This is a genomic window from Mycobacterium sp. UM_Kg27, assembly GCF_000972905.1.
GTDB lineage: Bacteria > Actinomycetota > Actinomycetes > Mycobacteriales > Mycobacteriaceae > Mycobacterium.
The window spans coordinates 1-13,108 of the sequence record NZ_JRMM01000023.1; the positions used below are offsets into that span (position 1 = coordinate 1).

The window sequence follows — 13,108 nt, forward strand, 5'->3', positions numbered from 1 at the left end:
GCGTCAGATGTGTATAAGAGACAGGCCGCGCACAGCCCACCGAAATGTCGATGCCGATCACCGAGCCTGCGACCGGGGGTGACGCGGCTGCTGGGCACATGCCAGACTCCGAGCATGGCTTATGACATCGCCCGTCCTCAGATCGAGGGGAACATCGCCGTCGGCGAGGACCGTCAGCTCGGCTTCGCCGAATTCGGTGCCCCGCAGGGCCGGGCGATGTTCTGGTTGCATGGCACACCCGGCGCCCGCCGGCAGATTCCGGTCGAAGCCCGGCTGTATGCCGCCGAAGCCAACATCCGCCTGATCGGGGTGGACCGGCCCGGCATCGGTTCCTCGACCCCATTCCAGTACGAGACGGTTTCCCAGTTCGCCGACGACCTGCGCACCGTCGCCGACACGCTCGGGATCGACAAGATGGCGGTCATCGGGCTGTCCGGCGGCGGTCCCTACACGCTGGCGTGCGCCGCGGCCATGCCCAAGCGGGTGGTCGCGGCCGGCGTGCTGGGCGGTGTCGCCCCAGCGGTGGGCCCCGAAGCCATCGACAGCAACCTGATGCGGCTGGCCCGGCTCGCCGAGCCGGTGCTGGACCACGCCGGGCGACCGATCAGCTTGCTGGCCGCCGGCCTGATTCGGATGGTCCGGCCGGTGGCCTCGCCGGCGCTGGAGATCTACGCGCGGATCTCCCCGGAGGGCGACCGCGAGATGCTGTCTCGCCCGGAGTTCAAGGCCATGTTCCTCGACGACCTGCTCAACGGCTCCCGCAAGCAGCTCGCCGCGCCGATCGCGGACGCCATCCTGTTCGCCCGGCCCTGGGGCTTCCGGCTCGCCGACATCAAGGTGCCGGTGCACTGGTGGCACGGCGACGCCGACCACATCGTCCCGTTCTCCCACGGCAAACATGCGGTGGCGCTGCTTCCCGACGCCCGGCTCTACCCGATTCCCGGGGAGAGCCATCTGGCCGGACTGGGCCGCGCCGAAGAGATTCTGTGCACGCTGCTCCAGGCCTGGGACGAGGCGCGCGAGCCGACCCTGTGACCGCGCCGCAATCGATCCGGGAGTTGTTCGACCAACTCGGTCTGCGGGAGGTGCCGTCGGCCGACGGCACCCTGACGCTGCAGATGCCGGTCGACGAGCGTGTGGTCAACACCGCCGGCGGGCTGCAGGGCGGATTGATCGCCACCATGGCCGACGTGGCGGCCGGACAGCTCGCGGCGCGCAGCACCCAGTTCGGCAACGGCATCGCCACGACGGACCTGTTCATCCGCTACCTGCGGCCGATCAAGGCCGGACCGGCGCGGGCCGTCGCGTCCATCCTGCGTACCGGCCGGCGTTCGGTGGTGGCCCAAGTCGACATCTACCGAGGCGACGATGATCAGCTGGCCGCCACCGCGACGGTGAATTTCGCCGCCATCGAGCTACCTGGCTGAACGCGCTCATGTCGGTAGTGCTGGTGCACGGCAACCCGGAATCGGATGCGATCTGGGACCCACTGGTCGATGCCCTGGGCCGTCGAGATGTCGTGCGGTTGTCACCACCGGGCTTCGGCGCCCCACTGCCGCAACACTTCTCCGCAACCTACGTCGCCTACCGCGACTGGCTCGAACGTGAGCTCGAAGCCCTCGGCGGTCCCGGCGAGCCGATCGACCTCGTCGGACACGACTGGGGTGGCGTCCACGTCGTCAATCTGGCCATGCACCGCCCCGACCTGGTGCGTAGTTGGACCACCGACATCATCGGTGTGTTCGATCCGGACTATGCCTGGCCCGAGACCGCCCAGATCTGGCGGACCCCGGGAAAGGGTGAGCGGCTGGTCGCGAACATGCTCGGCGGGACAGTGGAAGACCGGACCGCGCTGTGGTCGGCCACGCTGCCGCCAGACATCGCCAGATCCATGGCGCAGGCACAGGGTCCGGAGATGGGCCGGGCAACCCTACTGCTGTATCGCTCGGTGGAAGGCCCCGGCGCGATGGCGCAAACCGGCGGAGGGCTGGAGCGCGCGCGTGCCCGGCCGGGCCTGTCCCTGCTGGCCACCGGCGACCCCTACGTGGGATCCGAGGAGATCCGGCGACGCGCAGCGCACCAGGCGGGTGCCCGCACCGAAGTGCTCGACGGGCTTGGCCACTGGTGGATGACCGACGATCCGGTGCGTGGCGCGGCCGCGCTCACATCCTTCTGGGAATCGGTCTCCGAATTGCGGTGACTCAGTTCGGCGTGGTCAGCCGGCTTCCGAGGAAATGCGGCAACCGAAACCGCCGAGGCGCATGCACGACCGGTGTGTCCTGCGACGCTCCGCCGTTCTGGGCGGCGGTGTAGGCCGCGGAGTTACCGGTGACACGCAGCACCTGACCCCGCCAGTTGATGTCGGCCTCCCGGTAGGCCTCCACCAGAGCCCGCTCCAGCAGTTCGTCGGCCTCGGCGATCGACAGCGCGGCCAACTCCACGAAGTCCCCATCGCGGGCATCGAGTTTGAGCGTGGTGGGGCCGGTTTCCACCAGGTCACAGTTGGCCCTGATGCTCAGTTCGGCGTTCGAACGCGCCAACCCGGCCAGCGCGTAGGCGGCCAGCAGGACACGGCCCGCCTCGTCGCCGGCCGGACCGCAGTCGAAACGCAGCTGACGCAGCGCGGCGAAGCTGAGCACCTGGGTGCGAATAATCCGACTGCAGCACACTCCGCTGTCGGGCACCGCACGGGAATCCGCCGATACACCTTCGACGAGCACGCCGATGATCTCACCGGACAGCACTCCGCGGAAACGGCTTTGACCGGTGCCCAAAGCGGCGTCGATCGCACCGAAGATCAGACTGCCGGGGCTCAGTTCCAGCAGCGCGCGAGCGTTGTCCGGTGTGCTCTCGCGGGCCACGCGGTAGGCGGGGTGGGCGATCGCGGGCTTGCCGTCGATGGAGCCGGTGAGAAAGTGCCCGTCGAAAATGCGTTGCGGCAGTTCGAGATCGGTGTAGACCACCCGGCCGCCCTCGTAGGAGACCTCCATTCGCGGCACCCGGCTCAGCAGCGGATGCTGGGCGTGGATGCCTTGCAGGATCGCGGCTTCGACGCGCTGGACCTGGCTCTGGTTGTCATCGATGAGCACAGTGGCCGTCGGTTCCCCGTCGATCAGTCGGGTCTCGACCGCCGACGCTGAGCGCCCGGCACGGGGCGCCGGGCTGATCGCGGCGTGTGGTCCCCCGGCCGGCGCCAGCTCGGTGGACACCGTCAGCGTGCTGCCGCCGCCGGCCTGGCAGGCGGCCACCAGCTGTGGAAAGGAAAGTTTGGACAAAGCGATCAACCTTTCTGGTCCACCGAGTGTGGCACAGGCGTGCGGTCCAGGTCCGGCTCGAGATAGATGACCAGCGCCGCGGGTACAGCCGCACGGATATTGGCTTCGGCGGCGTCGATAGTGGCCGCGACGCCGGCCAAATCGAGGCTGCGAACCACTGCGATCTTTGCCCCCACCAGCATCTCTTCCGGGCCCAGGTACTGGGTGCGGATGTGGATCAGCCGGGTGACGTTCTCGGTGCCCTCCAGCGCCGCGCGAATGGCCTGATCCTCGGCGGCGGTGGCGCCCTCGCCGATCAGCAGGCTGTGCATCTCCACCATCAGGAATACGGCGACCACCCCCAGCAGCGCACTGATGCCCAGCGTTGCGACACCGTCCCACACCGGATTTCCGGTGACCGTGCTCAGTCCGACGCCGATCAGTGCCAGTGCCAGACCGATCAGCGCCGCGGTGTCCTCGAGCAGGACCACCGGCAGCTCCGGGTTGCGGGAGGTACGCAAGAAGCGCCACCAGCTGGCCTCACCTTTGAGCGGGCGCGACTCGCGCAGAGCGGTGCGAAAACTGTAGGTCTCCAAGCCGATAGCCACCAGCAGGATCGCGATCGCCACCACCGGCGAGCTCAGCTCGACCGGGTGACGCACCTTCTCGTAGCCCTCGTACAGCGCGAACATCGAGCCCAGGCTGAACAGCACCAGCGCCACCACGAACGACCAGAAATAGCGGCTGCGCCCGTGCCCGAAGGGATGCAGCGCGTCGGGGGCCTTGGCGGCCGCGCGCTGCCCGAACAGCAGCAGCGCCTGGTTGGAGGTGTCGACCACCGAGTGCACTGCCTCGGCGAGCATGGCGGCGCTACCGGTGATCAGGTAACCGGCGAACTTCGCCACCGCGATGCCGCCGTTGGCCGTCAAGGCCGCGATGATGGCCTTGGTGCTGCCCGAGGACGACACTCTAGAGGCCTATCGTCGCCCGGAACAGGGCGGCCGGTTTTTGGGCGAGCAACCGGATCGGCCCGTCGTCGCAGGGCACCCAGGCCGACTCGCCGCGGTGCAACGTCAGCGTCTTGGACTTGGCGTGCACGGTGATCACGCCCTCGGTGCACAGCAGAATCTGCGGACCGTCGTGGCGCGCGGGCGCGTCCACCTCGTGACCGAGGTGGCTGCCGTCGAGCGTCAGTCGCGACACCGCGAATTCCTCGGCGGGTGTCCGGTAGACCAGCTCGAGTCCCTCGGTATGGGTGGCCGGTCGCAGCGCCTCCTCCGTGGTGGGGGTGAAATCCAGCACCCGCAGCAGCTCGGGGACGTCGACGTGTTTGGGGGTCAGTCCGCCACGCAGCACGTTGTCGGAGTTGGCCATCACCTCCAGACCCACGCCATGCAGGTAGGTGTGCAGGTTTCCGGCCGAGACGAAGATGGCCTCTCCCGGCGCCAGGCTGATCCGGTTGAGCAGCAGCGAAGCCAGGACACCGGCATCCCCGGGATACCGCTCCCCCAGTTCGAGCACCGTCTTGGCCTCGGCAGAGAACTCGCCGGCCTCAGAACTGAGGTACTGGATGGCCCCTTCCAGCACCGCGGGCACCAACACGTCCAGATCAGGTTGGGGCGCGGTGATCCACGTGGTGAACAGCGCCCGCAGTCCGTCGGCGTCGGACTGCACATCGGACTGACCGTTGCCCGTCTGGCCGCCGAGCAGGTCGATGAACGGGTCCAGGTCGGATACGGCCAGCGCCCTCAGCAGCTCGATGGTGCGCGCCACCGGCCGGAATCCTGCCAGCGCCTCGAACGGCTGCAGCGCCACCAGAAGTTCGGGTTTGTGACTGGTGTCGCGGTAGTTGCGGATCGGCGAAGACACCGGGACCCCGAGCCGCTCCTCACGCTCGTAGCCCTCGATCGCCTGCATGGCACTGGGGTGGGCCTGCAGCGACAGCGGCTCGTCGGCGGCCAGCACCTTGACCAGAAACGGCAGCCGGTCACCGAAGCGCGCCTGAGCCACCGGGCCCAGCTGGCCCTCCGGGTCGTGAGTCAGAACGTTGAGCAACGACACCTCGCCGGTGTCGGTCTCCAGGCAGGCCGGGTCCCCCGGGTGTGCCCCCAGCCAAAGCTCGGCTTCGGGATGCGCCGCCGGAACGGGCCGACCGGTGAACTCGGCGATAGCAGTCCTCGAGCCCCAGGCGTAGGTCCGTATCGCACCGCGTAGCTGTTCCACTGTTCCCGTCAACCCCGCAAAAGTCTCACGTAGGCGGCGGCCATCTCCAACCGCACGGCCAGCACCGCAAGCTGCTGTTCGGCCCGGCCCGGACCGCTCGGCGACAGCTCCCCCGCCGGCACAGTCGGGCTCGCGGCTTCCGCCGAGGCACCCGGTGCCACCGGCACATCCCCGGCTGCGATCAGATCGACGTCGTGCAGGCCGTTGATTCGGGCCGCCACCACGGTGCGTTCGGCGGCCAGCGTCAGGGCCAGTACTCGCAGCCGTCCGGCGGCCGGTCCGTCGATCTGCTCGTCGTGAAAGATGTCGGAGACGTCGCGGCCACCGGCGGCCTGCGCCCGCAGCACGCTCACCGCGTCGGCCAGCCCGGCCGCCGCTACCGTGATCCGACCGATCCGCAGCATCGCCGCGCTGCCGTGCCGAGCCAGCGCCAGGGTCGCCGCGCAGTCGCCGGCCAACGCGACCTCGCGGCCCACGATGCGGTCCGCCAGCATCTTCGCCGGGTTGGTGAACAGCTCACGCGCGGCACTGTTGCGCAGCGCCTCGGCGTCGAGCTCGTCGGCCAGCACGGCCAAGTCGGTCGGTGCGGCCGCACCCTCCAGGGCATCCATGATGGCCAGCCCGGCGGCCAGGTAGCGCGGCAGACCGAACTCCGCCGAGACGGCGATCCGCGGTTCCAGCACGGCGGCCCGGCCGGCGGTGGCGTCGCGCAGCGGCCCTTCGTAGGGCGCGACCACCACGACTCGCGCGCCGCGACGTACCCCGGCCGCGGCCGCGGCGACCAGCGCGGGATCGCCCGGATCGTCGCCGGCAACGATCAGGACGTCCAGCGATCCGATCCAGGACGGGGCCTCGGCGGCCAGCACCAGCGGTGCCCGCGCCGACTCGCCGCGGGTAGCGGCCAGCAGGCTCCCTGCCGTGGCCGCGGTGCCGCGGGTGGACAGCCAGATGATCGTCCGCGGCGGGTAGTCACGGCTCTCGCTGCGCACGGCATCCAGGGCACCCTCATCGACCGTCGCGGCGGTAGCGCGCACCTGTGCGCCGGCCATCGATGCGGCCCACAGTGCGCCGTCACGGTCAGCCGCCAGCAGAGCCTCGGTGTCATCGAGGTCGACGGTGGAGAAGGAGCCGGAGAACGCGGTCACGGACGCGACTTCTCCGCAGCGGTGATCTGTTCGGAGACTTGGGCCACCACCGCGTCCACCGCGGCGGCGTCGGGCGCCTCGACGTTGAGCCGCAGCAGCGGCTCGGTGTTGGAGCTGCGCAGGTTGAACCAGCTGCCCGAACCCAGCTCGACGGTCACGCCGTCGAGGTGGTCCACCGACGACACCTGGTCACCGAACGACCCGACCACCGCGTCCACGCAGTCCTGCGCATCGGAGACGGTGAAGTTGATCTCGCCGGACGCCGCGTAGCGCTGGTAGTCGGCGGTCAGCTCCGACAACGGCCGCTGCTGTTCGCCGAGCGCGGCCAGTACGTGCAGGGCCGCCAGCATGCCCGAGTCGGCGCCCCAGAATTCCCGGAAGTAGTAGTGCGCCGAGTGCTCCCCGCCGAAGATGGCCCCGGTCTCGGCCATCAGCGCCTTGATGTAGGAGTGTCCGACCCGCGACCGCAGCGGGGTGCCGCCGCGCTCGCTGACCAGTTCGGGCACGGCATGCGAGGTGATCAGGTTGTGGATCACCGTCGCACCGGGCTCGCGGGCCAATTCACGGGCCGCGACCAGGCCGGTCACCGCCGACGGCGACACCGGCTCGCCGCGCTCGTCGACCACGAAGCACCGGTCGGCGTCGCCGTCGAAGGCCAGTCCGATGTCGGCGCCGCTCTCGCGCACGAACGTCTGCAGATCAACGAGGTTGGCCGGATCCAGCGGGTTGGCCTCGTGGTTGGGAAAGTTGCCGTCCAACTCGAAGTACAGCGGCAGCAGTGTGATACCCCCGACCGAGCCGAACACCGCCGGGGCGGTGTGGCCGGCCATCCCGTTGCCGGCGTCGACGGCCACACGCAGCGGCCGCAGGCCGGAGATGTCGACCAGCGAGTGCAGGAATGCCGCATAGTCGGCGAGCACGTCACGGTCGGTGATGCTGCCGCGCGATTCTTGGCCGTCGCCAGCCGAATCGACGCCGGCGATCAGCTCATCGCGGATCCGGCCCAGGCCGCTGTCAGCGCCCACCGGCTTGGCACCGGCCCGGCAGAGCTTGATGCCGTTGTAGGCCGCCGGGTTGTGGCTGGCGGTGAACATCGCACCCGGGCAGTCCAGCGCCCCGGAGGCGAAATAGAGCTGGTCGGTCGACGCCAGCCCGATCCGGACCACATCCAGGCCGCGGGCGATCACGCCTTCGGCGAACGCCGCAGACAGCAGTGGCGAACTGTCCCGCATGTCGTGGCCGATCACCACCTGGCGGGCGCCTTCCTCGGCCATCAGCCGGGCAAACGAGGACCCGACCTCAGTGACGAGGGATTCATCGATCTCCGAACCGACCAGGCCGCGTACGTCGTACGCCTTGATCACACGGTGGACAGCCGCAGCGGGCCGAGACATGGACAGGGCTCCTGACGCAGTGGACTCTTGACGCTCAAGCCTAGCCCGGAACCCGCGATCAGTCCGAAGGGTCTGGCAACACACGCAGGTGGCCACGGCGCCGGCCATTGGTCTTGCCCGGCGCACCGGGCGGTGCCAGCACACCACCACCAGGTCCGGCGGTGGGCGCTCCGCGGGTCGGGGAGTCGATCGGATTGGCCTGGGGGTACCACCCGTTTGCCGGGGCCGCCCGCCCGGATTCGCGCTCGCGAACCGCCTCGGCAAGCGCGATCAGATCATCCTCTTCAGGCGATACCCACGGGCCGGGGTGGCGGACCAGTTCCCAACCGCGCGGGGCGGTGATCCGGCCTGCGTGACTGAAGCACAAGTCCCAGGAATGCGGTTCAGCGGCAGTCGCCAGCGGGCCGACCACGGCGGTGGAGTCCGAGTAGACGAACGTCAGCGTCGCCACCGCATAGTGCGGACACCCTGGCCGGCAGCAACGGCGGGGAACGTTCACGCCCGTGAGGCTATCGTGGCCGCGCGCCCCCGCGGCGCCGGACACGCGCAAGGCGCCGGCACCCTATGCACAACCGTTACCATCTTCTGCGTGATCGCCACGCGTCGCCGCTGGCGCGGCCGCGAAACCCGCGGGCCGCTGTTGCCGCCCACCGTTCCAGGCTGGCGCACCCGCGCCGAACGGTTCGACATGGCGGTGCTGGAGGCCTACGAGCCCATCGAGCAACGGTGGAAGCAACGGCTGACGGCGCTCGATGTCGCGGTCGATGAGATCCCGCGGATCGCCGCCAAGGACCCCGACAGTGTGCAGTGGCCCCCAGAAGTGGTCGCGGACGGGCCAATTCCGCTGGCCCGTTTGATTCCCGCCGGGGTGGATGTGCGGGGAAATCCGACACGCGCCCGAATCTTGCTGTTCCGCAAGCCGATCGAGCAACGCGCAAACGACAGCACAGAGCTCGGTGATTTATTGCACGAGATCTTGGTGGCCCAAGTCGCCACCTATTTGGATGTCGAGCCCACCGTCATCGACCCGACGATCGACGACTAGGACCGATCGGTCACACGCGTCGCAGAGCGGGAATCAGATGATGCCGCGCTTGAGGCGGCGGCGCTCACGCTCGGAAAGCCCGCCCCAGATACCGAAACGCTCGTCGTGCGCCAAGGCGTACTCCAGGCACTCGCTGCGAACCGAGCATCGCTGGCAGATCTTCTTGGCCTCGCGAGTCGAACCGCCCTTCTCCGGAAAGAACGCCTCGGGGTCGGTCTGCGAGCACAGGGCGCGGTCCTGCCACTGCTCATTGGTGGCCGTCGCGGGGTCGAACGGGTCGAACTCGTCGTAGTCCTCCGGCTCGGGAACCAGACTCAGATGTGGTCGACTGGGCATCGCCTCCAGCCCGCTCGGCCCAGCCATTTCAGCCATTTCGGCACCGGCGTGCGATGCTCCTCCCATCACGCCCCAAAGGTGCTCATAGGACATGCTCCGCCTCCTCACCTATAGCGCGATCCTGATATGTCGGCCGAATCCAAGATTTGGACCATCTCGATTCGAACATGTGATCGAATCTCGGTCTGCGGCACCGAAATCGGCTGGCCAACCGGGAAATGACACTAGTGTGATTAGACACGGGTTGATCAGCCCGGTCAAGCTGATTGGCCAAATTCCTTACCATCTCGTGATCGATTTCCAACGTGTCCGAGACCGGCGAGTCCCTGTCATCTACCCCACACCCGCGTCTCGGCGTGTCTTACCGTGCCCCCGATGCAGCGACGACGGCGGTCCGCCACACCGGCGGCAGCGGCGCCAAAGGTACTGTCGTGCGCTGTGAAGGTCACCGTTCTCGTCGGAGGGGTCGGCGGCGCCCGATTCCTGCTCGGCGTCCAGAAACTACTGGGTCTGGGCCAATTCGCCGAATCCCCGGCTGACAACGGGGCCGAGGCGCACGAGCTGACCGCGATCGTCAACGTCGGCGACGATGCCTGGATGCACGGTGTGCGCATCTGCCCCGATCTGGACACCTGCATGTACACCCTGGGCGGCGGCGTGGATGCCGAACGCGGCTGGGGGCATCGCGACGAAACCTGGCATGCCATGGAGGAGTTGGGCCGCTACGGAATGCAGCCCGACTGGTTCGGTCTCGGCGACCGCGACCTGGCCACCCACCTGGTCCGCACCCAGTCGCTGCGCGCCGGTTACCCGCTGACCGAGGTGACTTCGGCGCTGTGCGAGCGCTGGCAGCCCGGCGCGCGACTGCTGCCGGTCACCAACGACAGTTGCGAAACCCACGTCGTCATCACCGATCCGGCCGACAACACCCAGCGCGCGATCCACTTCCAGGAGTGGTGGGTGCGCTACCGTGCCCAAGTTCCCACCCACGGGTTCGGCTTCGTGGGCGCAGAGAAGGCCACCGCCACAACCGAAGTCGTCGACGCCATCGCCGGCGCCGACATCGTGCTGCTGGCCCCCTCGAATCCGGTGGTCAGCATCGGCGCCATCCTGGCCGTTCCGGGTGTCCGCGCGGCCCTGCGCTCCACGGCGGCACCGGTCGTCGGCTACTCCCCGATCATCGCCGGAAAGCCGTTGCGCGGTATGGCCGATGTCTGCCTGAGCGTGATCGGCTTGGACTCCACCTCCCGAGCCGTCGGCGAGCACTACGGCGCCCGCAGCGGCACCGGGATCTTGGACTACTGGCTGGTGCACGAGGGCGAGTCCCCCGACACACCCGACATCGCCGGCGTCACCGTTCGCGCCGCCCCGCTGTTGATGACCGATCCGGCGGCCACGGCCCAAATGGTCCGCACCGGACTGGAGCTAGCGGGGGTGTCACCATAAAGGGGCAGGGCGAGCACGGCAGCGCCGCCAAGGTCGAGATCCTGCCGGTGACCGGATTGGGCGAGTTCCGGCCCGGCGACGATCTCGCTTCCATGCTGGCCCAGGCCGCACCGTGGCTGGCCGACGGCGACATCGTGGTCGTCACCAGCAAGGTGGTGTCCAAGTGCGAGGGCCGCATCGTGCCGGCGCCGCACGACGCCGAGGCGCGTGATGCGCTGCGCCGCCAACTGGTCGAGGCCGAGGCGGTACGCGTACTGGCCCGCAAGGGCCGCACCTGGATCACCGAGAACCGCCTGGGACTGGTGCAGGCGGCCGCCGGTGTGGACGGCTCCAACGTCGGCTCCGACGAACTCGCGCTGTTGCCGGTCGATCCCGACGGCAGCGCCGCCGCGTTGCGCGCCGGACTGGCCGAGCGTCTGGGCGTCAACGTGGCGGTGCTGATCACCGACACCATGGGCCGGGCCTGGCGCAACGGCCAGATCGACGTCGCGATCGGCGCGTCGGGCTTGTCGGTGCTCAACGGCTACGCCGGGTCAGTCGACCGACACGGCAACGAATTGGTGGTCACGGAAGTCGCCGTCGCTGACGAACTCGCCGCGGCTGCCGACCTGGTGAAGGGCAAGCTCACCGATATTCCGGTGGCGGTGGTGCGTGGCGTCAGCAGCCCCGACAACGGTTCCACCGCAGCAGCACTGGTGCGTTCCGGCTCCGAGGACCTGTTCTGGCTCGGGACCGCCGAGGCCATCGAGGCGGGACGCGGGCAGGCTCAGCTGCTGCGCCGCTCCGTGCGCAGGTTCGCCGGGGAACCCGTTCCGGCGCAACTGATCACTGATGCCATGGCCGAGGCCCTGACCGCCCCGGCACCGCATCACACCCGCCCGGTCCGGTTCGTGTGGCTGCAGACTCCGAGCGTGCGCACTCGGCTGCTCGATGCCATGGCACAGCAGTGGCGATCCGACTTGGCCGGCGACGGCAGATCGCCTGAGTCCATTGACGCCCGGGTCTCGCGTGGCCAGATCCTTTATGACGCACCCGAAGTCGTCATCCCGATGATGGTGCCCGACGGCGCCCACCACTATCCGGACGCCGCCCGCACCGCCGCCGAGCACACCATGTTCACGGTCGCCGTCGGTGCTGCCGTCCAAGGCCTGTTGGTGGCGCTGGCGGTCCGTGGCGTAGGCAGCTGCTGGATCGGTTCGACCATCTTCACCCCCGAGTTGGTCCGCACCGAACTGGATCTGCCGCCCGACTGGGAACCCCTGGGCGCCATCGCGATCGGCTACCCCACCGAGCCGCCCGAACCCCGCGAACCGGCCGACATCGGCGACCTGCTGGTGCGGCGATGAGTCTGCACGAGTCCGCTGTAGCGGCACTGAGTGGTTGGACCGCACCAGATTCCGCGCAAGATTCGCTCCGGCATGCGGTGCTGGCGTTTCTGGCGGCCCGCCCCGACGCGTGCCGGCGCGAATGCGTTCCCGGCCACATCACCGCTTCCACCCTGGTGCTCGACCACACCGGTGAGCACGCGTTACTCACGCTGCACCCGCGGGTGGGCCGCTGGCTGCAGCTCGGAGGTCATTGCGAGGACACCGACGCCGACATCCGCGCAGCCGCGCTGCGCGAGGCCACCGAGGAATCCGGCATCACCGGCCTGCGACTGGATCCGGCGCTGGCGGCCGTGCACGTGCATCCGGTGACCTGCTCACTGGGTGTGCCGACCCGGCACCTGGACCTGCAATTCGTGGCGCACGCGCCCACGAACGCACAGATCGGGATCAGCGACGAGTCGCTTGCGCTGCGCTGGTGGCCGGTCGACGGCCTACCGCCGGACGCCGACGACGCCCTGGCGCATCTGGTGGCGCGGGCCGTCGGATAGGCCCCCGGGCTCACTGGGAGTCGTTTACCCGCGTCCAGGGTTGGCAGTTCTGTGACTCGAAGGCCTTGACCGTGACGGGAATGCTCGCGTACATCGGGCCGATTGACGTGTTCGTCTGGACCACATGGTCCTTGGCGGCGTCGGGTGTGCTGTAGGTGAACCAGGAACACATCGATTCCTGGGTCGGCACGTTGTTGATCCACACGCCGAAAGCCGAACCCGACCCACCGGTGTGATAGAGGCCCGGTGCGATGTCGGTTCCGACCTGAAAGACCCCGTTACCGGGAATCGGGTCCAGCGGGTCTGCAGCGGCCGGCGCCGCCATGGCGACTGCGGCCAGGCACCCGACGAAGGCTCTGGTGAACATGGTTATGACTATCCACCGTTGA

The 13,108-nt window shown here is 68.9% G+C and carries 15 protein-coding genes; 7 read left to right on the forward strand and 8 right to left on the reverse strand.

Translation table 11 applies throughout. The features are described 5' to 3' along the window. Window positions 1-114 precede the first annotated feature (114 nt). From LI94_RS06000 to LI94_RS06010, 3 genes are read left to right on the forward strand one after another with little or no spacing between them, the layout of a single operon-like run. Window positions 115-1,035 (forward strand): alpha/beta hydrolase, encoded by a 921-nt coding sequence (locus LI94_RS06000; RefSeq protein ID WP_046300633.1) that lies wholly within the window; start codon window positions 115-117, stop codon window positions 1,033-1,035. Then, complete coding sequence (locus tag LI94_RS06005; RefSeq protein ID WP_046300608.1) at window positions 1,032-1,427, forward strand: PaaI family thioesterase; 396 nt, start codon at window positions 1,032-1,034, stop codon at window positions 1,425-1,427. The genes LI94_RS06000 and LI94_RS06005 overlap by 4 nt, the downstream gene beginning before the upstream one ends. A gap of 8 nt (window positions 1,428-1,435) precedes the next feature. Further along, complete coding sequence (locus LI94_RS06010) at window positions 1,436-2,200, forward strand: alpha/beta fold hydrolase (RefSeq protein WP_046300609.1); 765 nt, start codon at window positions 1,436-1,438, stop codon at window positions 2,198-2,200. Window position 2,201: 1 nt separating this feature from the next. On the opposite strand, the gene LI94_RS06015 is transcribed toward LI94_RS06010, so the two are convergent. From LI94_RS06015 to LI94_RS06040, 6 genes are read right to left on the reverse strand one after another with little or no spacing between them, the layout of a single operon-like run. Beyond that, the gene (locus tag LI94_RS06015; RefSeq protein WP_046300610.1) at window positions 2,202-3,275 is read right to left on the reverse strand and encodes a type I-U CRISPR-associated protein Cas7; all 1,074 of its coding nucleotides are present in this window, start codon (window positions 3,273-3,275) and stop codon (window positions 2,202-2,204) included. 5 nt (window positions 3,276-3,280) lie between these two features. Beyond that, window positions 3,281-4,222 (reverse strand): cation diffusion facilitator family transporter, encoded by a 942-nt coding sequence (locus tag LI94_RS06020; RefSeq protein ID WP_046300611.1) that lies wholly within the window; start codon window positions 4,220-4,222, stop codon window positions 3,281-3,283. Window position 4,223: 1 nt separating this feature from the next. Then, window positions 4,224-5,477, reverse strand: a complete 1,254-nt coding sequence (gene manA / locus LI94_RS06025) for a mannose-6-phosphate isomerase, class I (RefSeq protein ID WP_024441449.1) — start codon at window positions 5,475-5,477, stop codon at window positions 4,224-4,226. Between the two features lie 8 nt (window positions 5,478-5,485). Next, complete coding sequence (locus tag LI94_RS06030; RefSeq protein WP_046300612.1) at window positions 5,486-6,622, reverse strand: hypothetical protein; 1,137 nt, start codon at window positions 6,620-6,622, stop codon at window positions 5,486-5,488. Beyond that, the gene (locus LI94_RS06035; protein ID WP_046300613.1) at window positions 6,619-8,016 is read right to left on the reverse strand and encodes a phosphomannomutase/phosphoglucomutase; all 1,398 of its coding nucleotides are present in this window, start codon (window positions 8,014-8,016) and stop codon (window positions 6,619-6,621) included. The genes LI94_RS06030 and LI94_RS06035 overlap by 4 nt, the downstream gene beginning before the upstream one ends. A 58-nt stretch (window positions 8,017-8,074) precedes the next feature. Next, window positions 8,075-8,515 (reverse strand): DUF3499 domain-containing protein, encoded by a 441-nt coding sequence (locus LI94_RS06040; protein ID WP_081654487.1) that lies wholly within the window; start codon window positions 8,513-8,515, stop codon window positions 8,075-8,077. Between the two features lie 93 nt (window positions 8,516-8,608). Here LI94_RS06040 and LI94_RS06045 point away from each other — a divergent pair, with 93 nt between their 5' ends. Then, complete coding sequence (locus LI94_RS06045; RefSeq protein WP_046285013.1) at window positions 8,609-9,061, forward strand: metallopeptidase family protein; 453 nt, start codon at window positions 8,609-8,611, stop codon at window positions 9,059-9,061. Window positions 9,062-9,094: 33 nt separating this feature from the next. Here the strand turns inward: LI94_RS06045 and LI94_RS06050 are convergent, their stop codons facing one another. Continuing rightward, window positions 9,095-9,433 (reverse strand): WhiB family transcriptional regulator, encoded by a 339-nt coding sequence (locus LI94_RS06050; protein WP_231384008.1) that lies wholly within the window; start codon window positions 9,431-9,433, stop codon window positions 9,095-9,097. Between the two features lie 402 nt (window positions 9,434-9,835). On the opposite strand from LI94_RS06050, the gene cofD reads away from it, so the two are divergent. The 3 genes from cofD to LI94_RS06065 are packed head-to-tail and all read left to right on the forward strand — an operon-like array spanning window position 9,836 to window position 12,719. Next, window positions 9,836-10,843, forward strand: coding sequence for a 2-phospho-L-lactate transferase (cofD, locus tag LI94_RS06055; RefSeq protein ID WP_046300614.1), 1,008 nt, complete (start codon window positions 9,836-9,838; stop codon window positions 10,841-10,843). Then, window positions 10,840-12,189 carry a coenzyme F420-0:L-glutamate ligase gene (locus LI94_RS06060; RefSeq protein ID WP_046300634.1) on the forward strand — a complete coding sequence of 450 codons (1,350 nt, stop codon included), beginning with the start codon at window positions 10,840-10,842 and terminating at the stop codon, window positions 12,187-12,189. Before cofD ends, LI94_RS06060 begins: the two co-directional genes overlap by 4 nt. Next, a complete protein-coding gene (locus tag LI94_RS06065) occupies window positions 12,186-12,719 on the forward strand; it encodes an NUDIX domain-containing protein (RefSeq protein WP_046300615.1) in 534 nt (177 codons plus the stop codon). The genes LI94_RS06060 and LI94_RS06065 overlap by 4 nt, the downstream gene beginning before the upstream one ends. 10 nt (window positions 12,720-12,729) lie before the next feature. Here the strand turns inward: LI94_RS06065 and LI94_RS06070 are convergent, their stop codons facing one another. Further along, the gene (locus LI94_RS06070) at window positions 12,730-13,086 is read right to left on the reverse strand and encodes a hypothetical protein (protein ID WP_046300616.1); all 357 of its coding nucleotides are present in this window, start codon (window positions 13,084-13,086) and stop codon (window positions 12,730-12,732) included. Window positions 13,087-13,108: the final 22 nt, after the last annotated feature.